Source organism: Streptomyces sp. NPDC045470, assembly GCF_040646595.1.
Taxonomy (GTDB): Bacteria; Actinomycetota; Actinomycetes; order Streptomycetales; family Streptomycetaceae; genus Streptomyces.
Window position 1 is genome coordinate 166,329 of sequence record NZ_JBEZAN010000014.1, and the last position, 24,399, is coordinate 190,727.

The following is a 24,399-nucleotide window of genomic DNA, read 5'->3' on the forward strand; positions in this document are numbered from 1 at the left end:
CCACTGGAGCCGCCATCCAGCCGACACCCCGCGGGCACGGCCCGGCGGGTTTCCCCACCACGAGGAGAACGACAGTGAACCGGGTGCTTGTGGTCGATGACGAGCCGCAGATCGTACGGGCCCTCGTGATCAACCTGAAGGCGCGCAAGTACGAGGTGGACGCCGCCCCCGACGGGGCCACCGCCCTCAAGCTGGCCGCCGCCCGCCACCCCGACGTGATCGTCCTGGACCTCGGGCTGCCCGACATGGACGGCGTGGAGGTGATCAAGGGCCTGCGCGGCTGGACCCGGGTGCCGATCCTGGTGCTCTCCGCCCGGCAGACCTCCGACGAGAAGGTCGAGGCGCTGGACGCCGGGGCGGACGACTACGTCACCAAGCCGTTCGGGATGGACGAGCTGCTGGCCAGACTGCGGGCCGCGGTGCGCCGGGCCGAGCCGACCGGGCCCGCCGAGGACGAGGTGGTCGTGGAGACCGAGGGCTTCACCGTCGACCTGGCCGCGAAGAAGGTCAACCGGGACGGCCGGGACGTGCGCCTTACGCCGACCGAGTGGCATCTGCTGGAAGTCCTGGTCCGCAATACGGGCCGTCTCGTCAGCCAGAAGCAGCTCCTCCAGGAGGTCTGGGGGCCCTCGTACGGCACCGAGACCAACTACCTGCGGGTCTACATGGCACAGCTCCGCCGGAAACTGGAGAGCGATCCCTCGCACCCCCGGCACTTCGTCACCGAGCCCGGCATGGGCTACCGCTTCGAGCAGTGACCGCGGCACCCGGAGACCGGCCGGTACGGCGTCGTCCGCGGCCGTGATCCAGGGCCCCGCGCACCGGTACGCTGGCCTCATGAGCGCTGGGACCCGATCCGAGAAGCCGGCAGGCCGTTTCCGCCGGATGCTCGACAGGCTGTCCTCCTCCGAGGAGGAGCTGGAGTCCGCCGAGCTGCAGCAGGACGCGCAGAACACCGGCTGTACCCGCATCTGCGACTGCGACGACCGGCAGATAGTCAAGGTCACCGGCACCCTGCGGCATGTGACGCTGCGGCCGCGCGCCGGTGTGCCCGCCCTGGAGGCGGAGCTGTTCGACGGCTCCGCCGCTCTGGACGTGGTGTGGCTCGGCCGGCGTGCCATCACCGGCATAGAGCCGGGTCGCAAGCTCATCGCCTCCGGCCGGATCTCCATGAGCCACGGCCGCCGGGTGCTGTTCAATCCGAAATACGAACTCCGACCACTCGGACAGGAGTAGCCGGTGACGTCTGACGACCGACCGAACCGAACCACCGGACCGGCCGGCGGGCCGGCCCAGGAGCAGGACGCCGCCGCGGACGGGAGAGCCGTCACCGAGGCCGCCCTGTTCGAGGCTTTCGGCGGCGTGCGCGGCATGGTCGAGACCGTGCTGCCCGGCCTGCTGTTCGTCACGATCTACACGATCAACAAGGACCTGCACATCTCGGCGATCGCCGCGCTGGCGGTCTCGCTGGTGCTGGCCGTCGCCCGCCTGGTGCGCAAGGACACCGTCAAGCACGCCTTCGGCGGTGTCTTCGGGGTGGCCTTCGGCGTGGTCTTCGCGATGATGACCGGCAACGCCAAGGACTTCTACCTGCCCGGCATGCTCTACACGCTGGGCCTGGGCGTCGCCTACATCGTCACCACGCTGGCCGGCGCACCGCTGATCGGCCTGATCCTGGGGCCGGTGTTCAAGGAGAACCTCTCCTGGCGCACCCGCAACCCGGGCCGCAAGAAGGCGTACGCCAAGGCCAGCTACGCCTGGGGTGCGATCCTGCTCGCCAAGTGCGCGATCCTCTTCCCGCTGTACTGGTGGGCGGACACCACGCACCTGGGCTGGGTGCTGATCGCGCTGAAGATCCCGCCGTTCCTGCTGGCGGTCTGGCTGACCTGGCTGTTCCTGGCCAAGGCCCCGGCGCCGATCGACGTCTTCGCGGAGATGGAGGCCAAGGAGAAGGCCGAGGAGGAGGCGAAGGCGCGGCGCGAGCGCGAGGCGCGGGAGAACGGCATCCTGGACGGGGTGGCCGCGGACCTCGCCACGGACATCACGCCGCAGGCGCCGGCCGCCGAGCAGCAGGGCCGGGCGCCGCAGCACCGCGGCTGAGGCCCGCGACGCTGCCGCAGACGCGGGGCCGTACGGGAAGTCCGTACGCGACAGCTCGCATGCGACAGTCCGTACGAACGGCGAAGGGCCGGGAACCCCTGAGGTTCCCCGCCCTTCGCCGTTGCGTCCTACGGGCCGCCCGCCGTCACGCCTCCCGGCGTACCGACAGCAGGTCCTCCAACTGCTCCTCGCGCGACTGGGCCGCGACGAACAGCAGCTCGTCCCCGGCCTCCAGCGCGTCCTCCTTGTTGGGGGTGAGCACCCGGTTGCCGCGGATGATCGTGACCAGGGAGGTGTCCTCCGGCCAGTCGACGTCCCCGACGCGGGTGCCGGCCAGCGCCGCCTCCGGGGGCAGCGTCAGCTCGACGAGGTTGGCGTCGCCGTGGCTGAAGCGCAGCAGCCGTACGAGATCGCCGACGCTCACCGCCTCCTCGACCAGCGCCGACATCAGGCGCGGGGTGGAGACGGCGACGTCCACGCCCCACGCCTCGTTGAACAGCCACTCGTTCTTGGGGTTGTTGACGCGGGCCACCACCCGCGGCACGCCGTACTCGGTCTTGGCGAGCAGCGAGACGACGAGGTTGACCTTGTCGTCGCCGGTCGCCGCGATGACGACGTTGCAGCGCTGCAGCGCTGCCTCGTCCAGCGAGGTGATCTCGCAGGCGTCGGCCAGCAGCCACTCCGCCAGCGGCACCCGCTCGACCGAGATCGCCGTCGGCGCCTTGTCGATGAGCAGGATCTCGTGCCCGTTCTCCAGCAGCTCGCCCGCGATGGACCGGCCCACCGCGCCCGCGCCCGCGATCGCGACCCTCATGCGTGCGCCTCCTCGGGCCCTTCGGCGAACACCGCTTCCACCTTCTCGACCTCGTCGGTGCGCATCATCACGTGCACCAGGTCGCCTTCCTGCAGCACGGTCTGCGACGTCGGCAGCATGGCCTCACCCAGCCGGGTGAGGAAGGCGACCCGGACGCCGGTCTCCTCCTGGAGCTGACTGATCTTGCGGCCCACCCAGGCAGGCGAGGTGTGGACCTCGGCGAGCTGGACACCGCCGCTCGGGTCGCGCCACAGCGGCTCGGCCCCGGAGGGCAGCAGCCGGCGCAGCATCTGGTCGGCGGTCCAGCGCACGGTGGCGACCGTCGGGATGCCCAGGCGCTGGTAGACCTCGGCGCGGCGCGGGTCGTAGATGCGGGCCGCGACGTTCTCCACGCCGAACATCTCGCGGGCCACCCGGGCCGCGATGATGTTGGAGTTGTCGCCGCTGCTGACGGCGGCGAAGGCGCCCGCCTCCTCGATCCCGGCTTCGCGCAGGGTGTCCTGGTCGAAACCGACCCCGGTGACCCGGCGGCCGCCGAAGCCGGAGCCCAGACGGCGGAAGGCGGTCGGGTCCTGGTCGACCACCGCGATCGTATGACCCTGGCTCTCCAGGGTCTGTGCGAGCGCGGAACCCACCCGCCCGCACCCCATGATGACGATGTGCATCGGCCCCTACCTCGCACCTTTCCCTGTGCTGTGACGCCGGCTGCTTCGACCTGGCGTGTTCGGCGACCACGCTACCTGGCGTGGGAGCCGCTGCATCCACGCAGTTCGCCCGCACGGCCCTCTCGGGCGTTAAGAACGCGACAAGAGAACATAAGGGGAGGGTAAGTTTCCTTGCGGTACGGCCGGGAATCTGGTCAGCGATCATGGGGCGGGGTTCTCGTGGCAGGCGCGCCCGGAAGGTCCGGACCGGCCCGCTGCGCCCCGGCCGGGGCCCGCGGCCGGCGCGATCATGTGCGCCGGGACCGCTCCGTGAGGCACGCTGAGCGGCGTGTCCACCGTGCCTCAGCAGCCCCAACAGGGCGCACCCGCCCCGCATATGGTCGTCTGCGGCGACGACGCCCTCGCGCGCCGCCTCGCCGCCGAACTCAAGGACGTCTACCGGGAGCGGGTGACGCTCGTCGTCCCCTCCGCCAGAGAACCGCACCGGCCCCGCATCCCGCCGCCCGCCGGAGCCCTGGGGCGGGCCCAGGCCCTGCTGGGGCGGGTCTCGGCCGCCATGGTGCGCACGCAGACCGGCTCGCCCGGCACTCCCGGCGGCGAGGCCGGAAGCACCGGGGCCACCGGAGCCACCGGGGGCGCCGAGGAACCGCCCGACGAGCCCATACGGGTCCTGGAAGCGGCGGAGGCCGACGACGACACGCTGGCCGAGGCCGGCATCGGCGCGGCCGGAGCGCTCGCACTGGTGTACGACGATGACGAGACCAACATCCATGCCGCGCTGCGGGCCCGACGGCTCAACCCCCGGCTGCGGCTGGTGATCCGGCTCTACAACCGCAAACTGGGCCAGTACCTGGAACAGTTGCTGGACCAGGCCGCGGCCGTCGGCGCCCTGGACACCGAGGGGGCCGACGCGTCCACCACGGTCCTGTCCGACGCCGACACCGTGGCCCCGGCGCTGGCGGCCACCGCCGTCGCGGGCACCAGCAAGGTCATCGAGGCCGACGGCCTGCTGCTGCGCGCCGTGGAACGCAGCCCCGCCCGGCAGAACCCGGCCGCGGCCTCCGGACTGTGCCCGCTCGCCGTCCTGACGGCGACGGCGGACGTGGCCGCCGACCCGGCGGACCCCTCGGTCCCTCCGGGCGCGTCGGGCGGGGACGAGCCGTCCGCCGACGACGGCCCCGAGCTGCTGCCCGACGACGTCACCGCGGCGGCCGCCGCCGGGCGCGGCACCGTCGTCCTGGAAACCGTCACCTACCAGGGCCGCCAGCCGCGCCCCGGCAGCCGGAACGGCCGGGCACGCAGGCAGCGGCGTGACGGCGCGGGCACCCGGTGGGGGCCGGGCAGCCTGTGCGGCCGGGGCGTACCGCTGGGCTCCTTCTTCTCCCGCCGGCTGCGCTGGTCGCTGGCCGGCGTCGTCGGCGCCGTCCTCGCCCTGGCCGTCGCCTCCTCCCTGACCACCGGCGACTCCCCGCTGCACGCCACCTACCTCTCGCTCCTCGATCTCTTCGCCATCAACGAACCGGCCATCGGCGAGCCGGTCTCCCGCAAGGTGCTGCAACTCCTGTCCGGACTCACCGGATTGCTGCTGCTGCCCGTCCTGGTGGCCGCCGCGCTGGAAGGCCTCGGCACCTTCCGCAACGCCACCGCGCTGCGCCGCCCGCCGCGCGGACTGTCCGGGCACGTGGTGCTGCTGGGCCTCGGAAAGGTCGGTACGCGGGTGCTGGCCCAGCTCCACGAGCTGGGCACCCCCGTGGTGTGTGTGGAGGCGGACCCCGAAGCGCGCGGCATCGCGCTGGCCCGCCGGCTGCGGGTGCCGACGGTGGTGGGAGATGTGACGCACGAAGGCGTACTGGAAGCCGCGAAGATCCAGCGCGCGCACGCCCTGCTCGCTCTGACCAGCGACGACACCACCAATCTGGAGGCGGCCCTCTACGCCCGCTCCGTCAAGCCGCAGTTGCGCGTGACGCTGCGTCTGTTCGACGACCGCTTCGCCACCGCCGTCTACCGCACACTGCGCGCCGCCCACCCGCGGGCGCGCACCCGCAGCCGCAGCGTCAGCTTCCTGGCCGCGCCCGCCTTCGCCGGCGCGATGATGGGCCGCCAGATCATCGGCGCGATTCCCGTCGAGCGACGGGTGCTGCTCGTCGCCCGGGTCGAGGTGCGCGGCCACGCCGCCCTGGAGGGCCGCACGATCGCCGACGTGTTCCGGCCCGGCCTGCTGCGCGTCCTGGCCGTGGACACCTCCGCCCCGGAAGACCCGTCGGACCCGGCGCCCGGCGCCGCCCAGGAGACGCCGGAGCGCGGCCACGCCCGGCTCGTACGGGAGCTGGGGGACGGCTACGCGCTCCGGCCGCAGGACCGCGTCCTGCTCGTCGCCACCCGCCAGGGGCTGGGCGAGCTGATCTCCCGGCATCCGCGCGCGGCGGGGGCGGTACGGCAGGAGGCGTGAGGAGCCTGCCCCGGGACCAGGTCGGACGCTCGCGCTCCGTCCGGCAGGATGGAGGGGGCTCCGAAGGGCGGGGCGGTGCACGGCGCGGCGGCAGGGAGTGCGGACGGTGAAGGACGGCGGGATGTCCCCGGAGTACCTGGAGGGCTACACCACCCTCCTCGCCGAGGTGTCCGACACCGGGCGGCTGCCCCGGCGCGCGGAGCTGGACGCGCTGCGGGACCTGGGGGAGCGGGCCGCCGAGTCGGGCCACGGGCTGCGTGAACTGGTCGGGCTCTTCCTGGGGGAGACACGGCGGGTCTGGGGCGCGCTGCCCGGGGTGGCGCGGGCGGCCGGCGCGGCGGAGCGGGCCCGTACCGGCGACGCCGTGCTGGGCGCGGTGGACGCCGCCATCGCCGCGTTCGGCGAAGGCCACGAGCGTGCGCAGCGGCTCGCCGTCCGCCAGGAGGAGGCCGCGCGGCGCGAGTTCGTCGACGACCTGCTGTACGGGCGCAGCGACCTGGGACGGCTGGCCGAGCGCGCCGAGCGGTTCGGGCTGCGCCTGGCCCACGAGCACGCCGTCGCGGTGGCCGAGGGCGACGAGCCCTTCGACGACATCCACCCGGTGGCCCGCCGGGTGGAGCGCGAACTGCTCGGCCGGTTCGGTGACCGGGACGTGCTGATCACCACCAAGGAGGGCCGGCTGGTCTGCGTCGGCGCGAGCCGCGAGCGTACGGTGCTGGACGCCTTCGCCACGTACGCACGCTGGCCCGACGTGGGGCGGCCCGGCGCGCGGCGGGTCGCCATCGGCCGGGTGCACTCCGGCGCGGGCGGGGTGGTGCACTCGTACGAGGAGGCGCTGGGCGCGCTGGAGCTGGCCGAACAACTGGAGCTGGACGAACCGGTGCTGCGCGCCGCCGACCTGCTGGTCTTCCCCGTCCTGCTGCGCGACCGCGCCGCCATGGCCGACCTCGTCCACACGGTCCTCGGGCCGCTGACGCAGTCACGCGGCGGCGCCGGACCGCTGCTGGAGACGATCGGGGCGCTCGCCGCGTCCGGGTACGTCAACGCCGAGGCCGCCCGCCGGCTCAAGGTGAGCGTGCGCACCCTCTCGTACCGCCTGGAGCGCATCAAGTTCCTGACCGGTTACGACCCGGCGGACGGCCTCCAGCGCTTCACGCTGGAGACGGCGGCGCTGGGCGCGCGGCTGCTGGGCTGGCCGGACAAGCCGTTGTAGGACGCGAAAGGGTGAAAACCGGCCGGTACCTCTACCGCCCGGCCACCCCCGACGGCAAGACCGTGTCCCGTTAACAGGTCATCAGGAACACATAAAGATTGCCGGGATCCGGCAATGTGCGGTCCCCTGGCAGCCTGCCACGATCTGGGAACCGGCAGGAACAGACAGGGACGGGGTGACGGACAGCCATGGGGGACTTCGCAGCGTTCACACGAGCCGCGCTCGCCTTCCCGGCCGTCTTCTTCACCTTCGCGCTGCTGGTGGTGGCCGCCTACTGGCTGCTGGTGCTGCTCGGCGGGGCAGGCGTCGACATCCTCGACGGGGGTGAGGGTGTCGACGGCTCCGCCGGCACCGCCGGACTGCCCGTGACGGTCACCCTCTCGCTCGGCGTGCTGATCGCCTGGGCCGTGTCCCTGGCCGGTGCCGCGCTGACCGGGAGCCTGCCGCTGCGCGCCGCCGCACTGGTGCTCGCGCTGCTCGCGGCCTGGGCCGGCACCCGCGTCGCGGTGCGCCTGGCCCGCCGCCTGCTGCCTCCTGAACGGGTCGCCTCGCGAGAGGACTTCGTCGGCCGGGTGTGCGTCGTCCGCACCGGCCGGGTCTCGTCCGACTTCGGCCAGGCCGAGGTGCGCGCCGACGACGGATCGACGGCCGTCGTCCAGGTCCGTACGGAGGAGACCGGCCTCACCGCCGGCAGCAGCGCGCTGATCTTCGATTACGACGCCGACGGCGAGTTCTTCCGGGTCGCGCCCTTCGACGCCGCTCTGGACCCGTACGGCCCGGCCGTCTGAGCGCCGAGCGGCCACCGACGAGGCCGACCGACCACCGACCGGGCCTGACCGACGACCGATTGATCCTGACCGGCCACCGACCGGGCCCGACCGACCACCGACCGGAGCGCACCGCGGCCCCGAAGCCGCCCCCCGCGCCCGTCGACTGCCCGACACATCGCAGGGACTGATGTACCGATGGATGCCATCACCGTAGGAATCGGCGTGACCGTCGCCGTGGCCGTACTGATCGTGCTCGTCACGGTCCTCGCCCTCACCCGCCTCTACCGCAAGGTCCACCAGGGCCAGGCCCTGATCGTCTCCAAGTACCGCAAGGTCGATGTGACCTTCACCGGCTCGGTGGTGCTGCCGGTGCTGCACAAGGCCGAGGTGATGGACATCTCGGTGAAGACCATCGAGATCGGCCGCACCGGCCACGAGGGCCTGATCTGCCGGGACAACATCCGCGCCGACATCCGCATCGCGTTCTTCGTACGGGTCAACAAGACCCGCGAGGACGTGGTGAAGGTCGCCCAGGCCATCGGCACCGAGCGCGCCAGCGACGTCGGCACGCTCCAGGAGCTGTTCAACGCCAAGTTCTCCGAGGCCCTCAAGACCGTCGGCAAGCAGCTCGACTTCCAGGACCTCTACACCAAGCGCGACGAGTTCCGGGACCGGATCATCGCCGTCATCGGCACCGACCTCAACGGCTACAGCCTGGAGGACGCGGCGATCGACTACCTGGAGCAGACCCCGCTGGAGCAGCTCGACTCCGCCAACATCCTCGACGCGCAGGGCATCCGCAAGATCACCGAGCTGACCGCGATCGAACACGTCCGCACCAACGAGTACCGGCGCAACGAGGAGAAGGAGATCACCCGGCAGAACGTCGACGCCCGGGAGGCCGTCCTGGAGCTGGAACGCCGGCAGGCCGACGCGGAGATCCGCCAGCAGCGCGAGATCGCCACCGTACGCGCCAAGGAAGAGGCCGAGACGGCCCGCGTCCAGGCCGAGGAGCGGCTGCGCTCGCACTCCGCCCACCTGAAGACCGAAGAGGCGCTCGGCGTCCAGAACGAGAACCGCGAACGGGAGATCGCGGTGGCGCAGAAGAACCGCGAACGCGTCATCGCCATCGAGAACGAGCGCATCGAGAAGGACCGCCTCCTGGAGGTCATCGCCCGCGAGCGGGAGACCCAGTTGACCCGGATCGCCGCCGACAAGGAGGTCGAGGCCGAGAAGCGGGAGATCGCGGACGTCGTACGGGAGCGGATCGCGGTCGAGAAGACCGTCGCCGCCCAGGAGGAGGAGATCAAGAAGCTCCGTACGGTCGAGGAGGCCGAGCGGGAGCGCCAGTCGATGATCATCCGCGCCGAGGCCGAGGCACAGCAGCGGCTGGTCAAGGACATCAAGGCGGCCGAGGCCGCCGAGCAGTCGGCGGCTCACCGTGCCGCCGAGGCGCTGACGCTGGCCGAGGGCCGGCGCAAGGCCGCCGACCTGGACGCGCAGGCCAAGATCCGGCTCGCCGAGGGCACCCAGGCCGAGGCGGCGGCCGCCGGACTGGCCGAGGTCAAGGTGCGGGAGATGAACGCGGCTGCCGTCGAGAAGTCCGGCCGCGCCGATGCGGCGGCGGCCGAGGCGCTGCTCAAGGCCGAGGCGGCCGGACTCACCGAGAAGGCCGCGGCGATGGCGGCGCTGGACGCGGCGAGCCGGGAGCACGAGGAGTACCGGCTGCGCGTGGCGGCCGACAAGGAGGTCCGCCTCGCGGGCCTGGACGCCCAGCGGCAGATCGCCGAGGTGCAGGCGAAGGTGCTGGCCACCGGCCTGGAGAACGCGAAGATCGACATCGTCGGCGGGGAGAGCGTCTTCTTCGACCGGCTGGCCGGCTCGATCGGCGCCGCCAAGGGCCTGGACGCGCTGGTCGAGCGCTCCGAGACGGTCCGCACGGCCGCCGGCCCGTGGCTGGACAAGAACGGGTCCACCTTCACCAAGGACCTGACCACGATGCTCGGCGGTCTCGGCGCGGCCGGGCTGCGCGACCTGACCCTGGCGGGAGCCCTGACCAAGCTCATCGACCGGGGCGGCCCGCAGTCCGGGCAGCTCCAGAGGCTGCTGGACGCCGCACACGCCGACGGCCTGGCGGACACCCGGATCGCCGAGGTGGTCGCGGCTCCGTCGCCGGCCAACGGTGCGGCGGTGGCGGCGAAGTAGCCGCCGGCCGGGCGGTACGGGCCGCGGGGGAGTGCTTCCGGGGGGATGCACTGCCTCGCGGTCCGGCCGCCGCGGGCAACTCGGTTGCATACGGGACGGACCCCGTCTGCAACCGTCGGCTGCGTACGGGCGGACCCCGTACGCAGCCATCGACGAAAACGTGACAGCCGATGGCCGGCAAGCGCGCGCAGGCGGGCGCGGGGCCGTGCGGGCCGGGAGACGGCCCGCGTGCAGGGACAGGAGACGCATCGCGTGCAGGACGACCTCGTGACGGAGACAGGCACCCGCGACGGACAGGACGGACAGGGCCCCGGCCCCGGCCCCGAGGACGCGTCGTCCCGGTCCACCACTCCCTCCGGCACTGGCCCCGTCTCCGGCGCGGACCCCGCCCCCGGCACCGACCTCGCGGACGGCACGTACGAGCTGCTGCGCGACCGCCTCGCGGGCGCCGCCGCCGACCTCGCCGAGCGGGCCCGTACCCTCAACGCCCGCCGCGTCGAAACCTTCGGCGGCACGGAACTCGCCCTGCTCGGCACCGACGGCCTGCGCACCGCCGACGCCTGTGTGATCCGGGACGCCGCGCAGGTCGGCGGCCTGCTGCTGACCGGCCGCAACGGCCGTCCGGAGCCCGGCGCGCCCGCGACCACCGTCGCGGACGTCTTCGCCCTGCACCGCCTGCACACCACCGGCGACGCCGTACGCCTCGAACCGGCGGACCCCGACGCCGTGCCCGGCCTCCTCGACGACCCGCGCTTCCAGCGGGACTTCGAGGAGCTGTACCGCTACTACCGCCAGGCCCGGCTGCTGCGGCTGTACCGCACCGGCGCCCTGCTGCTCGCCGTCTTCCGTACCGGCGAGCGGCTCGACGACATCCGCGTACTGCGCTGGAAGATCACCGCGTCCGGCGGAACGGCGGAGCACGGCACGCCCGTCTACCTGGACGCCAAGGGCGAACGCGACCACACCGCCCCGCCCTCCCACGACTTCACGTGGACCCCCGCCACCCGCGAGGACCAGGTGAGCGGCCGCTACCCGCAACTGTCCGTCCAGGGCGAGGTCTTCCTCTCGACCGCCGGCGGCTCGCTCACCCTGAAGACCGAGCCGGACACGGAGACGGACGACGGTCTTTACTCCGAGCCGGTGGACGAGCCCCTGCAGTCCCTCGCCGACGCCGAGGTCGCGCACGCCCGGGTCGGACCGCTGGTCCTGCTGCGCGTCCGCCCGTACAAGGAGACCGCCGACCGGTACCTGGTCTTCAACACCCGCACCCACGACGTGCGCCGGATCGACGCGATCGGACAGGCGTGCCGCGCGCTGCCCGAGGACCAGGGCATCGTCTTCCCCGGCGGTCACTACCTCACCACCGGCACCGCCAGAACCTTCGACACCGACACCACCGGTCTCGCCTTCGACCGTGAACACCGCTCCCCGAACGGCGAGGACGTCCTCTACGCGTTCCACGACCGCGCCGAAGGCCGCACCCTGCTCCTCCCGTACAACGTCGTCCGCGAGGAGGCCGCCACCCCGCTGACCGCGTACGGCCACGCGCTCCTCGGCGACGGCACCCTGGCCGTACTGCGCGGCTCCCGCGAGCCCGGCCGCGTCCACCCCGTCCAGATCTGGCGCACCCCCTTCACCTCCGACGCGCACGCCGCGGCCCAGCCGGCCGGCGACGGCGGCCCGCTGGCCCGGATCGGCAACGCCGAACTGGTACGCGGCGTGTCCGACGCGCTGTCGGTCGCCCGGATGGCCACCGACATGGCCCCCGCGGGCCCGGTGTTCGAGGCCATCGCCGCCGCGGCCGCCCGGGTCGCGGACCGTCATCACTGGCTGGACGAGGCCGGACTCGGTGCGCTCGGCGAGCCCCTGGAAGCCGTACGGGCCGCCGCCCTCCAGGTCGTCGAGGAGTTCGCCCGCGTCACCGAACTGCGCCGCCGGGCCGCCGCCGCCCTGGAGGAGGCCGCGGACGGCACCGCCGCACTGGTCCGGCGGATCCGCGGCGAGCAGCCCACGACCGCCGAAGCCTGGGTCCGCAACCTCACCGCTCTCCGCCACGCCCAGGGCCGCCTGGAGACCCTGCGGGAAACCCGCCACATCGACCTGGACCGCCTCGCGGAACTCTCCGCGGGCGTCACCGACGGCCTGGCCGCCGCCGGCCGCCGGGCCATCGCCTTCCTCAGCGGCGCGGACGCCTTCACCGCCACCCACCGCGCCGTCGAGGCCCTGACCGAGGAAGCCGCGGCGGTGGCCACCGCCGCCGACGCCGAACCGCTCGCCGCACGCATCGACGAACAGGCCGAAGGACTGCGCGTCGTCACCGAGGTCGTCGGCACCCTCGACCTCGCGGACACGACCGTACGGACCGCCGTCCTGACCCGCGCGGGCGAGGTGCTCGGCGCCGTCAACCGTGCCCGCGCCACCCTGGACGCCCGGCGCCGCGACCTGCTCGAAGCCGAAGGGCGCGAGGAGTTCGCGGCCCGGTTCGCGCTGCTCGGGCAGGCCGTCTCGGGGGCACTGGCCGCGGCCGGCACCCCCGAGGAGTGCGACGACGAACTCGGCCGCCTCCTCCTGCAACTGGAGAACCTCGAAGCGCGCTTCGGCACGTCCGACGCCCACCTGGAGCGGATCGCCGCCCAGCGCGAGGAGATCCACGAGGCGTTCTCCGCACGCAAACAGGCCCAGCTCGACGCACGTGCCCGGCACACCGACCGGCTCGCCGGATCCGCCGGACGCGTCCTCGCCACCGTCGTCCGCCGGGCCGCCACCCTCACCACCTCCGACGAGATCAACGCCTTCTTCGCCGCCGACCCGCTCGTCACGAAGATCCACACCATCACCGGCGAACTGCGCGACCTCGGCGACGGCGTCCGCGCCGACGAACTCGACGGGCGCCTGCGCGCCGCCCGCCAGGAAGCGGCCCGGGCCCTGCGCGACCGCACCGACCTGTACGACACCAGCGGCACCATCCGGTTCGGCCGCCACCGCTTCGCCGTCAACACCCAGCCCGTCGACCTCACCCTGGTCCCGCACGGCGACCGTCTCGCGTACGCCGTCACCGGCACCGACTACCGCGCACCCGTCCACGACGCGCGGCTGCTGGCCCACCGCGCCTTCTGGGACCAGCCGCTGGTCTCCGAATCACCGGAGGTCTACCGGGCGGAGCACCTGGCGGGGCTGATCCTGGCGGGGGCGGAGGAAGGCGCGGGCCCACGGGATGCCGACGCGCCGGTTCCGGACCTCGCCGCGCTCCGGGAGGCAGCCGCCACCGACACGCTCCTCCCGCTCGTCCGCCAGGTGGCCGAGACCCGCTACGACGAGGGGTACGACCGGGGCGTCCACGACCACGACGCCGCCGCGATCCTCGCCGTGCTCCTGCGCCTGCACACCGCCGCCGGTCCGCTCCGCTACCCGCCGCACCTGCGCGCCGCCGCCCAGCTCTTCTGGGCGTACGGCACCGACGACCGCGCCCGCGCGCTGTGGACCACCCGCGCCTGCTCCCTCGCGCGCGCCCGGTCGGTGTTCGGAACACCTCCGGGGTGGAGGGCGCTCTCCGCCGAGCTGGGCGGGGCGGCGTACAGGTTCCTGAGGGAGGCGGGGGAGCAAACGGCCTGGGAAGTGTCGGCCGGGGAGGCGGCTGATCCGTCGTCCCCCCTCGGCGACTACCTCCTGGCCGAACTGGCCGAATCAGCCACCGCCGGCCGCCCCCGCTTCGCCACCAGCGCCGCCGCACGCGACCTGCTGGCCGGATTCCAGGACGCCCTCGGCGGCCCCGACGCACCAGCCGTCAAGGAACTCGCCGAGGACCTGCGCGCTCTCGACGGCGACCTGGCCGCCCGCCTCCAGCTCGTCACCGGCTGGCTCGGCGCGTACGCCGAGGCGCGCGGCGCCGCCGCGGACGCGCTGCCCGAAGCCGTCGCGATCGAGGTCTGCGGCCCGGCCCTGGACCGCAGGGAGCTGACCGCGCCCACCGGCGACGCCGTGCGCGGCCTGCTCGGCAGCCATCCGCTGATCGCCGCCGGCGGCACCCTCCCGGTACGGCTGGACGAGCTGCTCGCCCGGACCGAAACGTTCCGCCGCACCCGCGTACCGGCGCACCGCGCCTACACCCGGCGCCGCACCGAACTCCTCACCGCCGAACGCGACCGGCTCCGCCTGGACACGTACCGCCCCCAGGTCATGTCCGGCTTCGTCCGCAACCGCCTCATCGACGAGGTCTACCTGCCGCTGATCGGCGACAACTTCGCCAAACAGCTGGGCGCGGCGGGGGAGCGGCGCCGCACCGACAGCCAGGGCCTGCTCCTGCTGCTGTCGCCGCCGGGGTACGGCAAGACGACGCTCATGGAGTACGTGGCGGCCCGCCTCGGCCTCCTCCTGGTGAAGGTGGACGGCCCGGCCCTCGGACACCGCACCACCTCCCTCGACCCCGCCGCGGCCCCCGACGCCGCCGCCCGCCGCGAGGTCGAGAAGATCTCCTTCGCACTGGAGGCGGGCAGCAACGTTCTCCTCTACCTCGACGACATCCAGCACACCTCGCCGGAACTCCTCCAGAAGTTCATCCCGCTGTGCGACGCCCAGCGGCGGATGGACGGCGTCCGGGACGGCGAGGCCCGTACGTACGACCTGCGCGGCAAGCGCTTCGCGGTGTGCATGGCGGGCAACCCGTACACCGAGTCGGGTCGGCGCTTCCGGCTGCCGGACATGCTCGCCAACCGCGCCGACGTCTGGAACCTCGGCGACGTCCTGAGCGGCAAGGAAGAGCTCTTCGCCCACTCCCACATCGAGAACGCGCTGCCGGCCAACCCGGTCCTCGCCCCGCTCGCCGCCCGCGACCGCGCCGACCTCGGGCTGCTGGTCCGGATGGCCGAGGGCGACGACTCCGTACGCGCCGACCGGCTCGCCCACCCCTACGGCACGGCCGAACTGCGCGAGATCGTCTCCGTACTGCGCGGCCTGCTCCAGGTCCGCGAGGTGGCGCTGACCGTCAACCGTGCCTACATCACCTCCGCCGCGCAGGCGGACGCCACCCGCACCGAGCCGCCGTTCCTCCTCCAGGGCTCGTACCGCAACACCGGCAAGATGGCGGCGCGCCTGGTCCCCGTGATGAACGACACGGAGCTGGCGTCGCTCATCGACGATCACTACCGGGGCGAGGCCCAGACCCTCACCACCGGTGCCGAGGCCAATCTCCTGAAGCTGGCCGAACTGCGCGGCCGCCTCACCTCCGAGCAGGCGCGGCGCTGGGCGGAGGTGAAAGAGATGTGGAGATCGCGGGAGGGCCGGGAAGGCGCCGGGGCCGCGTCGCAGGCCCGGCCCCTGACGCTTCCCGGCCGTTAAGAAAGCGTAGAAATCCGAGGCGCCGGACGGCGGCCTTTACGAAGTCATGGAAAAGCCGTGGCGTTAAGAAGTCGTAGAGAAGAAGAAGGGGGCGCAGAGCGTCGGTCCGCGTTGTGCAGGGACGATGAAAGCGCTGGTGGCCGCCGCGGCCGTGGAATACGGTCCCGGCATACGGACCCATCGCCGCCGCCCGCACGGGTGGCGGGTGGGCGACCACCTTGACGAAGGCTTAGCATCCTCTGCGTGTCCAAACTGACCGACGTGCCCAAACGGATCCTTATCGGGCGCGCATTGCGCAGCGACAAGCTCGGCGAGACCCTGCTCCCCAAGCGCATCGCGCTCCCCGTGTTCGCCTCCGACCCGCTCTCCTCCGTGGCCTATGCCCCGGGCGAGGTGCTGCTCGTCCTGTCCGTCGCGGGTGTGTCGGCGTACCACTTCAGCCCGTGGATCGCGGTCGCGGTCGTGGTGCTGATGTTCACGGTCGTGGCGTCCTACCGGCAGAATGTGCACGCCTATCCGAGCGGCGGCGGCGACTACGAGGTCGCCAACACCAACCTCGGACCCAAGGCCGGGCTCACCGTCGCCAGCGCCCTGCTGGTCGACTATGTGCTGACCGTCGCCGTCTCCATCTCCTCCGGAGTGGAAAACCTCGGCTCGGCGATCCCCTTCGTGACCGAGCACAAAACGCTCTGCGCCATCGTCATGATCGCGCTGCTGACGGTGATGAACCTGCGCGGCGTCAAGGAGTCCGGCAAACTCTTCGCGATTCCGACGTACATCTTCGTCGCCGGCGTCTTCATCATGATCATTTGGGGTGTGGTGCGCGGCGCGATCATGGGCGACACCATGAAGGCGCCCACCGCCGACTTCACCATCCACGCCGAACAGGGCGGCCTGGCCGGCTTCGCCCTCGTCTTCCTCCTGCTGCGCGCGTTCTCCTCCGGCTGCGCCGCGCTCACCGGCGTCGAGGCGATCTCCAACGGCGTCCCCGCCTTCCGCAAGCCCAAGTCGAAGAACGCCGCCACCACCCTGGCCCTCATGGGCGGCCTGGCCGTCACCATGTTCTGCGGCATCATCGGCCTGGCCATGGCCACCGACGTGAAGATGGCGGAGACCCCGGCCAAGGATCTCCTGCACAACGGCGTCCCGGTCGGCTCCGGCTACACCCAGAACCCGGTCATCTCCCAGGTCGCCGCCGCGGTCTTCGGTGACGGCACGTTCTTCTTCGTCGTACTCGCCGCCGCCACCGCCCTGGTCCTCTTCCTCGCCGCGAACACCGCGTACAACGGCTTCCCGCTGCTCGGCTCGATCCTCGCGCAGGACCGCTACCTGCCGCGCCAGCTGCACACCCGCGGCGACCGGCTGGCCTTCTCCAACGGCATCGTGCTGCTCGCCGGCGCGGCCATCGTCCTCGTCTACATCTACGGCGCGGACTCCACCCGCCTGATCCAGCTCTACATCGTCGGCGTCTTCGTCTCCTTCACGCTCAGCCAGGTCGGCATGGTCCGCCACTGGAACCGCCACCTGCGGACCGAGAAGGACCCGGCCAAGCGCCGCCGGATGCACCGCTCCCGGGCGATCAACGCCTTCGGCGCCACCCTCACCGGCCTGGTGCTCGTCGTCGTCCTGCTGACGAAGTTCAGCCACGGCGCCTGGGTCGCCGTCCTCGGCATGGTCATCTTCTACGTCACCATGACCGCCATCCGCCGCCACTACGACCGGGTCGCCGAGGAGATCGCCGCCGAGGACGCCCCCGGCGACGAGGCGGTACGGCCTTCCCGTGTGCACTCCGTCGTCCTCGTCTCCAAGGTCCACAAGCCCACCCTGCGCGCCCTGAGCTACGCCAAGCTGATGCGCTCCGGCACCCTGGAGGCGGTCAGCGTCGACGTCGACCCCGCCGAGACCAAGGCCCTCAAGACGGAGTGGGAACGCCGCAACATCGACGTCCCCCTGAAGGTCCTCGCCTCCCCCTACCGCGAGATCACCCGCCCGATCATCGACTACGTCAAGTCCCTGCGCCGGGAGAGCCCGCGCGACGCCGTCTCCGTCTACATCCCGGAGTACGTCGTCGGCCACTGGTACGAACACCTCCTCCACAACCAGAGCGCCCTGCGCCTGAAGGGCCGCCTGCTCTTCACGCCCGGCGTCATGGTCACCTCCGTCCCCTGGCAGCTCGACTCCTCCGAAGCCGCCAAGCGCCGCGCCCGCAAGCGCGCCGAATGGAACGCGCCGGGGGCGGTACGCCGGGGCCCGGTGGCCCAGCCGAAGAAGGAGAAGGCGGCCACGCGCAAGTAGGGACGCCGTTGCTCCTCTGTTCCTTCGGGCCCGGACCTGCCATGTGGTGGGTCCGGGCCCGTGTCGTCCGGTGGGTTCGGGTTCCGGTCCCTCGCACCGTCCGGTGGGTTCGGGTCCCGGCACCTCGCACCGTCCGGTGGGTTCGGGTCCCCGCATCTCACCCCGTCCGGTGGGTTCGGGTCCCGGCACCTCGCCCCGTAGACTTGTCGGTCGGCGTCCGGCCCACCGCACCACGGTGAGCGGCGCCCCCTGACTCTCGCCCCACCTCTCCAGGAGCTCCCCCACCATGCAGACAGAACCCAAGAAGTCGCTGGTAGGCGAGGAGTACGAGGTCGAGGTCGGCCCCGTCGCGCACGGCGGCCACTGCATCGCCCGTACGGACGAAGGCCAGGTCCTCTTCGTCCGGCACGCCCTCCCCGGCGAACGCGTCATCGCCCGCGTCACCGACGGCGAGGAAGGCGCCCGCTTCCTCCGCACCGACGCCGTCGAGATCCTCACCCCGTCCAAGGACCGCGTCGAAGCCCCCTGCCCCTTCTCCGGCCCCGGCAAGTGCGGCGGCTGCGACTGGCAGCACGCCGCCCCCGGCGCCCAGCGCCGCCTGAAGGCCGAAGTGATCACCGAGCAGCTCTCCCGCCTGGCCGGCCTCACCCCCGAGGAGGCCCGCTGGGACGGCACCGTCGAACCGGCCCCCGGCGACAAGGTCCCCAAGGGCGAGGTCCCGGCCTGGCGCACCCGCGTCCAGTACGCCATCGACGCCGAGGGTCGCGTGGGCCTCCGCAAGCACCGCTCGCACGACATCCAGCCCGTCGACCACTGCCTGATCGCCGCCCCCGGCGTCTCGGAACTCGGCATCGAGAAGCGCGACTGGCCCCAGATCGCCACCGTCGAGGCCATCGCCGCCACCGGCTCCAACGACCGCCAGGTCGTCCTGACCCCCCGCCCCGGCGGCCGCCTCCCCATCGTCGAACTCGACAAGCCCGTCTCGGTCCTCCGCGTCCACGAGAAGGACGGCGGCATCCACCGCGTCCACGGCCGCCCCTTCGTCCGCGAACGCGCCGCCGACCGCACCTGGCGCGTCGGCAACAGCGGCTTCTGGCAGGTCCACCCCAAGGCCGCCGACCTCCTGGTCGAAGCCGTCATGCAGGGCCTGATGCCGAAGAAGGGCGACATGGCCCTCGACCTCTACTGCGGCGTCGGCCTCTTCGCCGGCGCCCTCGCCGACCGCGTAGGCGAAAAGGGCGCCGTCCTCGGCATCGAATCCAGCAAGCGCGCGGTGGAAGACGCCCGCCACAACCTCCAGGACCTCGACCGCGTCCGCATCGAACACGGCAAGGTCGAGCAGATCCTCCCGCGCACCGGAATCTCGGACGTGGACCTGATCGTCCTCGACCCGCCGCGCGCGGGTGCGGGTCGGCAGACGGTCGCCCATCTCGCTTCCCTGAGCGCCCGACGCATCGCGTACGTGGCGTGCGACCCGGCGGCACTGGCCCGCGATCTGAAGTACTTCGCGGGGGAGGGGTATGTGGCGCGGAGGATGCGGGCGTTTGATCTGTTTCCGGTTACGCAGCATGTGGAGTGTGTGGTGATTTTGGAGCGGGCTGGAAAATAGCCTCCGGCGTGGGGTTATGCGATTCGCGAGCGAGGTTTCGGACTTCTGTTCCAGGCGTCCCGACGCACGCCCGACGCGCGTCCTGAATGGGGCGTCAAGGGTGCCTGGAGGCGATTGACCGGAGGGACGAGGAGAGCTGGCGCGGTTCTCCTCGTTCGGGACCGTGCGGTGTGTCGGGTTCGCGGATGTCGACTGCGGCCGACGTTGTCGCCCGGTGCTCGGGACGTGCTCTTCGGTGATCCCTGAGCGGTTGCCGTGGTGGAGGTTTCAGGGGCGACGGAGGCTGGCGGAGGGGCGTGGCGTTGCGGAAGCGGTTCGTCCGTGCGGGGAGCAGTTGAGTCCGCCCGGCCTGACTGGGGTCTGTCGGACGGACGTCGACCTGTTGTCCGCCGGGTCTCGATTCGTACGAGGCGCACATGGTGAGCGGTCTGCGTGGGGGCAGCGGTCTCGGCGGACGGGCGGAGCGGCGGAGGAGTGATTCATCCTTCCTCGGCTGCTGCTTGTACCGGAAAGAGAGTCCGACGAGCGAGTCGCGGGTCCCGGACTCCGGTGCATGTACTGACGTGCGATGACGAGGGCTGTCGGCAGCTTCCTTTCATCGGCAGCTCCAGCTGACCCCGTCACCGTCTGCGTTTCTCCCTGATGTGATCTTGGCCAGAGGCCCGTACGGGATAAGGCGCGCGGGACTGCCCCACCGACCGGAGTCACCTTCCGAGGCCCCATTCCACCCGCACCGCTCCCTGCGCGGTGATGAGCGCCCCGTCGAGATCGGCGAGGCGTTCGGCAAGCGTTGCGGTGGCTGTGCGGGGCGGCAGAGCGGTCGAGAACTTCAGGCCGCGGACGGCGCGAGGGCCGACGGTGGGGAGGGTGAGAGAGTCGGGGAGTTCGGCACGGGCGGTCTTCCAGTCGGCGGGGGAGGGGTCTTGTCGGAGACGGATGTGGGTGTCGGTGGGGCGCTGAACGGGGTCGGCGAAGGCGCGGCGGCGGGCCTGCGATGGCGGCGTTCCAGAGATTGACCTGGCTCGCGATCCGGTGCGTGGCCTCCTGCGGTGAGTTGTCCGTCACCACGGGGCTCAGCATCATTACGTGCCGCTGCCCGCCCTGGAAAGCGTGCACGGTGCCGACCCGCACCCGCTCGCGCGACAGCATCCGCTCCAGGACCTCCTTGTGGGCCCGGAAAGGCGTCACCGCCCCGATCTCGGCCTCTGCGGGAAGGCCGGCGAGGAGATCGGTCACGGAACCGCGGGCCGCGACCGCTTCGGCCTCGTTGCACCGGGACGTCTCGTGTGGGCCGCGCGCCGACACCCCACCCGTCACGTCGAGTCAGCCTGCGCGGACTGTGTCCGGGTGTTCCTGCTGGAGGGAGATGCCCGGAATGTGTTCGAGCTGTATGGCGTCGCCGATGATCAGTGCTCGGCGGGCCCGGAACAGCAGAGACGGCACGGACGGGATGGACGGCTCGCGGTCACGGCCAACCGGGTCTGGGACGAGCTGCTCTTCTCGCGCGCCTGCGAGGGCTCCGGCCGCGCCCTCGGCAAGCACGAGGCGCAGGACTCCGTCACCGGTGCCGTACACCATGAGTCCGACGCCGGAACCGTCGCGTGAGCATCGTCATTCTGGATACGTCCGGCTTCTCGCTGCGCTCGATCCGTGCGCCCGGAGCACCGAGCGACGAGCGAGGCGATCCTGGCCGCAGGGCTCCTTGTGATGTCTCCGCTGCTCCTCGCCGAGCTGGACCACGTGGCCATCCGTGAGCTCGGCCGCGACGCGACGGTCAGTGCGGTCGTCGACCGGCGGGACCGCGTCATCGTCCCCCAGAGCGGGGAGGCCCGCATGGGTGCCGCGCAGTCGGTACACCCGCTACCGCGCCCCGGACCTCAATCCGCAGACATGGTGGAAGTGGCACTCGCGGCGGACTACGACACTGACGCCGTGCTCACCCTGACGGCTGCGACTTGCGGGGGAGGGGCGTCCGCTGGGCCGCTTCAAGGCGTTCCGCGGGTTGCCGGACGACCTTCCGCTGTGAACGGATACGGAGCCTCTCGTGTGGCGCCGTCGTGGAGGGCTTCGTGTCGGCACTTGTCGTCCCGCGTCGCCCGCGTCGCGGCCGGCCTGGCCGCGCGAACTGCGCTGCCGACGGTGACGCACGTATGACGCACAAAGCCCGCCTGATTGGCTCATACGGAGGCACAACAGCTTCGGACCTGAAGTTCTCTTGAACCCCTCCCGGTTGGAGACTTTCCGGTCGCGCGCCATGTGGAGAGCGTGGTGATCTTGGAGCGGGCGGGTAAGGGCGTCTGATTCGAGGAGATGCGCGTGCACGTCGTGTGTGGTGTGGTGTTACGGGCGGGATCGTGACGTAAGAACGACACGCGCTCGACGTAAAACCTGACGGGGTGTCAGCTAAATGTTGACGTCTAGGAGAGGCTTCATTTCAGCTCAACCGGCGACTCTGCTACCGGCGTTGAGAGCCTCGACGACGTAGCCGTCGTCGGCGGTAGGTTCTCCGATGGGCTGACCCATGCAGTTCGGTCGGGAGTGTGTGCGGGAGTCAGGCGGGGTTTCTTCTCGAATTCCGGGGCGTGTTGCTGTGGTGCTCGGCGGGGAGCCCGCCCGAGCTGGCGAGCGATTACCTGACTCTGGCTTCGAGTTGGGCGCTCCGTAGCTACGACGCCCCGCGAGAAGCCTCCTCGGTTCGCCGAGTCGAGCACGTTCTGATGACGCTCATTGCGACGACCCCGCGGGCGACGGCGCTCGTCAGGCGATGCTCGACGTCGCCCACCCGTACGAGCCTTACCCCTCCGCCGGATGGAGTGCCTCGGTGGGCGGCCGGGCCCGCGTCGGCCCGAAGATCACCTTGGGGCGACCTTTAGAAAAACTTGACACTCCATTACCCAGGGGAATATATGTTCGGTGCGCGCCGATGGCATTGGGGGCCGTGGCAGGGGGGATCGGCATGAGTTCGCCGTGACGTGAGCCCAGCCTCAGCATGCTCGAAACCATTGTGGTGCGGGCATGTCTGACCGTTGGGAGTTCGTGTATGAGATGGCGTGACACCTTTGGCCGGCCGGTAACCGTGACGCTGGCAGCGTCGGTTGCGATGGCTGCCTGGATCGGCGGGCCGATGGCCGCAACGGCGCAGGCAGCGCCTGTGGAGGGCCCGGGTTCGCTCGTGGAGGATTTTGCATACCCTGACCGGGACAAGCTGCTGGCCGAGAAGGGCCTGAAGCTGGTATCGGGCGACGGCAATATCACGCTGGCTGACTGCAAGACTGACGGCAGTCTGGTGCGTATCAACAGCCGTACCAGCGGAGACGTGTGCTTTGCTGTCTCCGGAGCCACGGGATATCTGTCCATGGAGATCGAGCGGGCCTACCTCGCCAAGGCCGATGACGGCGATGTCGTGGCGACTGTCCGCACCGAAGACCCCCGGACCAATGGCTCGAAGGTCGAGAAGGTCGACCTGGAGCCCGGCAAGTGGAAGTCCGTCGGTGAAGGACTCGATCCCAAACTCTCCGCCACCCTGCTGGAACTCAGCGTTGGCCAGGGGAAGCCCGGCCCGGTCCTGTCCGGTGATTCCGTACGCCCGTGGCTGGCCCGTGTCACGGTGAACCAGCCGGGACACAAGGACGGACGGAACTGCAGCGCGGCCCTGGTCGACAGCAGTTGGATTCTCACTGCAGCCAGCTGCCTCGGTGGATCCGCCGCGATGCCGGCTCTGGGCGAAGGGGCGCCGAAGGACAGCGTCACGGCGGCTTTCGCCGGTAAGGCTCCGGTGAAGGTCAACTACCTGGTGCCGCGCGGCGATCGCGATGTCGTGCTGGCCCGATTGGCCACCCCGGTCACCGACATCACCCCCGCCACGCTCACCAGTAGTGCTCCCGCTGACGGGGCTGCGCTGGAGGCCGCCGGGTACGGCCGCTCCGACACCGTCTGGGTGCCCCGTGGCCCCCACGCAAGCAAGACGACTCAGGCCAAGGCCACCGACGCCGAGGTGGAGCTGACCGGCGGCCGGATGTGCAAGGGCGACGCCGGTGGCCCGATCGTCGATGGCAGCGGTCGCATCACGGCAGTGCAGAGCCGCGCCGACCACGCAGGCTGCCTGGGTCAGCCCGGCGAGAGCCAGACCGCGACCGCGGCTCGCACCGACAACATCACCGAATGGCTCGACGCAGGTGTCTCCAGCCGCAAGGACCGGTTCAGCCTAGATGAGGGAGCTGGTTCGCGGCATGTGTCGGGAGGCGCTTCCAGTGGGGTCGTCGCGGAGTTGGGTGGCGGTGCCGAGTTGGGTGCCGCCGGGAAGTTCGGTTCCGCGCTGCGTCTGAACGGGACGTCGGGGTTTGCGGCGACGGCTGGCCCGGTGGTGGATACGACGAAGTCGTTCTCGGTGTCGGCGTGGGTCAAGCTGGACAACAAGAACAAGAACTACACGTTTCTGTCACAGGCAGGTGACCACGCCAGCGGATTCCAGATCTACTACTCGCAGCACTACGACAAGTGGGTCTTCAATCGTCACGCTTCTGATGCGGATGATACGAAGATTGTCCGTGCGATGAGCAAGGATGTGGCGAAGGCGGGTGAGTGGACGCATCTGGCGGGTTCGTACGATGCGGACACCCAGACGCTGTCGCTGTTTGTGAACGGCAAGCTCCAGGAGTCGGTGAAGTTCACGACACCGTGGCGGGCCAAGGGCGGACTCCAGTTGGGCCGGCTCTTCTACAAGGGGGCCTGGCAGGAGAACGCGCACGGTCTGATCGATGGCGTGCACGCGGTGCAGTCGCCGGTGGCCGAGGCCGATGTGGCGGCCATGTCCCGCGGCGATATGCCCACATACCTCAAGGAGCTCGCTTCCTTCTCTTTGGATGAGGGTGTTGGTTCGGGGCGTGTGTCGGGGGGTGTTCCGGGGGAGTTTGTCGCGGAGTTGGGTGGCGGTGCGGAGTTGGGT

15 protein-coding genes are annotated in these 24,399 nt (G+C 71.5%); 12 read left to right on the forward strand and 3 right to left on the reverse strand.

Annotated elements, in window-relative coordinates; genetic code table 11:
• The first annotated feature begins 74 nt into the window (after positions 1-74).
• The 3 genes from AB0A97_RS30585 to AB0A97_RS30595 all read left to right on the forward strand — a co-directional run bounded on the left by AB0A97_RS30585 (position 75) and on the right by AB0A97_RS30595 (position 2,100).
• Positions 75-758 carry a response regulator gene (locus AB0A97_RS30585; protein WP_030021237.1) on the forward strand — a complete coding sequence of 228 codons (684 nt, stop codon included), beginning with the start codon at positions 75-77 and terminating at the stop codon, positions 756-758.
• 79 nt (positions 759-837) lie between these two features.
• Positions 838-1,236, forward strand: coding sequence for an OB-fold nucleic acid binding domain-containing protein (locus tag AB0A97_RS30590; RefSeq protein WP_073760467.1), 399 nt, complete (start codon positions 838-840; stop codon positions 1,234-1,236).
• Positions 1,237-1,239: 3 nt separating this feature from the next.
• Entirely contained in the window at positions 1,240-2,100 is an 861-nt protein-coding gene (locus AB0A97_RS30595; RefSeq protein WP_361155812.1) for a DUF3159 domain-containing protein, read from the forward strand.
• 145 nt (positions 2,101-2,245) lie between these two features.
• On the opposite strand, the gene AB0A97_RS30600 is transcribed toward AB0A97_RS30595, so the two are convergent.
• The gene (locus AB0A97_RS30600) at positions 2,246-2,914 is read right to left on the reverse strand and encodes a TrkA family potassium uptake protein (protein ID WP_361155813.1); all 669 of its coding nucleotides are present in this window, start codon (positions 2,912-2,914) and stop codon (positions 2,246-2,248) included.
• The gene (locus tag AB0A97_RS30605; RefSeq protein ID WP_031011502.1) at positions 2,911-3,579 is read right to left on the reverse strand and encodes a TrkA family potassium uptake protein; all 669 of its coding nucleotides are present in this window, start codon (positions 3,577-3,579) and stop codon (positions 2,911-2,913) included. Before AB0A97_RS30605 ends, AB0A97_RS30600 begins: the two co-directional genes overlap by 4 nt.
• Before the next feature lie 376 nt (positions 3,580-3,955).
• Between AB0A97_RS30605 and AB0A97_RS30610 the strand changes: the two genes are divergently transcribed.
• The 7 genes from AB0A97_RS30610 (at position 3,956) to AB0A97_RS30640 (ending at position 19,454) form a co-directional block, all read left to right on the forward strand.
• A complete protein-coding gene (locus tag AB0A97_RS30610) occupies positions 3,956-6,028 on the forward strand; it encodes an NAD-binding protein (protein ID WP_361155908.1) in 2,073 nt (690 codons plus the stop codon).
• A gap of 121 nt (positions 6,029-6,149) precedes the next feature.
• Positions 6,150-7,241 carry a helix-turn-helix domain-containing protein gene (locus AB0A97_RS30615; RefSeq protein ID WP_361155815.1) on the forward strand — a complete coding sequence of 364 codons (1,092 nt, stop codon included), beginning with the start codon at positions 6,150-6,152 and terminating at the stop codon, positions 7,239-7,241.
• Between the two features lie 188 nt (positions 7,242-7,429).
• Positions 7,430-8,029, forward strand: a complete 600-nt coding sequence (locus AB0A97_RS30620; RefSeq protein ID WP_361155817.1) for a hypothetical protein — start codon at positions 7,430-7,432, stop codon at positions 8,027-8,029.
• A 177-nt stretch (positions 8,030-8,206) separates the two neighbouring features.
• Complete coding sequence (locus AB0A97_RS30625; RefSeq protein WP_361155819.1) at positions 8,207-10,216, forward strand: flotillin family protein; 2,010 nt, start codon at positions 8,207-8,209, stop codon at positions 10,214-10,216.
• 423 nt (positions 10,217-10,639) lie between these two features.
• A complete protein-coding gene (locus AB0A97_RS30630) occupies positions 10,640-15,550 on the forward strand; it encodes a DNA repair ATPase (RefSeq protein WP_361155910.1) in 4,911 nt (1,636 codons plus the stop codon).
• A 243-nt stretch (positions 15,551-15,793) separates the two neighbouring features.
• The gene (locus AB0A97_RS30635; RefSeq protein WP_361155820.1) at positions 15,794-17,845 is read left to right on the forward strand and encodes an APC family permease; all 2,052 of its coding nucleotides are present in this window, start codon (positions 15,794-15,796) and stop codon (positions 17,843-17,845) included.
• Positions 17,846-18,131: 286 nt separating this feature from the next.
• Positions 18,132-19,454, forward strand: coding sequence for a TRAM domain-containing protein (locus AB0A97_RS30640; RefSeq protein WP_361155821.1), 1,323 nt, complete (start codon positions 18,132-18,134; stop codon positions 19,452-19,454).
• Positions 19,455-19,721: 267 nt separating this feature from the next.
• Here AB0A97_RS30640 and AB0A97_RS30645 read toward each other — a convergent pair whose 3' ends face one another.
• Positions 19,722-20,771 (reverse strand): AAA domain-containing protein, encoded by a 1,050-nt coding sequence (locus AB0A97_RS30645; RefSeq protein WP_361155822.1) that lies wholly within the window; start codon positions 20,769-20,771, stop codon positions 19,722-19,724.
• A gap of 60 nt (positions 20,772-20,831) precedes the next feature.
• On the opposite strand from AB0A97_RS30645, the gene AB0A97_RS30650 reads away from it, so the two are divergent.
• Both AB0A97_RS30650 and AB0A97_RS30655 read left to right on the forward strand, forming a co-directional pair.
• Entirely contained in the window at positions 20,832-21,059 is a 228-nt protein-coding gene (locus AB0A97_RS30650; protein ID WP_361155823.1) for a hypothetical protein, read from the forward strand.
• 1,435 nt (positions 21,060-22,494) lie between these two features.
• The coding region (locus tag AB0A97_RS30655; protein ID WP_361155825.1) for a LamG-like jellyroll fold domain-containing protein at positions 22,495-24,399 on the forward strand (1,905 nt) is incomplete at its 3' end.

Bases quoted from the DNA above. Each gene is read 5' to 3' on its own strand.
- AB0A97_RS30640 (WP_361155821.1), top strand. From the start codon at position 18,132: ATGCAGACAGAACCCAAGAAGTCGCTGGTAGGCGAGGAGTACGAGGTC.
- AB0A97_RS30620 (WP_361155817.1), top strand. From the start codon at position 7,430: ATGGGGGACTTCGCAGCGTTCACACGAGCCGCGCTCGCCTTCCCGGCC.
- AB0A97_RS30590 (WP_073760467.1), top strand. From the start codon at position 838: ATGAGCGCTGGGACCCGATCCGAGAAGCCGGCAGGCCGTTTCCGCCGG.
- AB0A97_RS30615 (WP_361155815.1), top strand. From the start codon at position 6,150: ATGTCCCCGGAGTACCTGGAGGGCTACACCACCCTCCTCGCCGAGGTG.
- AB0A97_RS30600 (WP_361155813.1), bottom strand. From the start codon at position 2,914: ATGAGGGTCGCGATCGCGGGCGCGGGCGCGGTGGGCCGGTCCATCGCG.
- AB0A97_RS30605 (WP_031011502.1), bottom strand. From the start codon at position 3,579: ATGCACATCGTCATCATGGGGTGCGGGCGGGTGGGTTCCGCGCTCGCA.
- AB0A97_RS30610 (WP_361155908.1), top strand. From the start codon at position 3,956: ATGGTCGTCTGCGGCGACGACGCCCTCGCGCGCCGCCTCGCCGCCGAA.
- AB0A97_RS30625 (WP_361155819.1), top strand. From the start codon at position 8,207: ATGGATGCCATCACCGTAGGAATCGGCGTGACCGTCGCCGTGGCCGTA.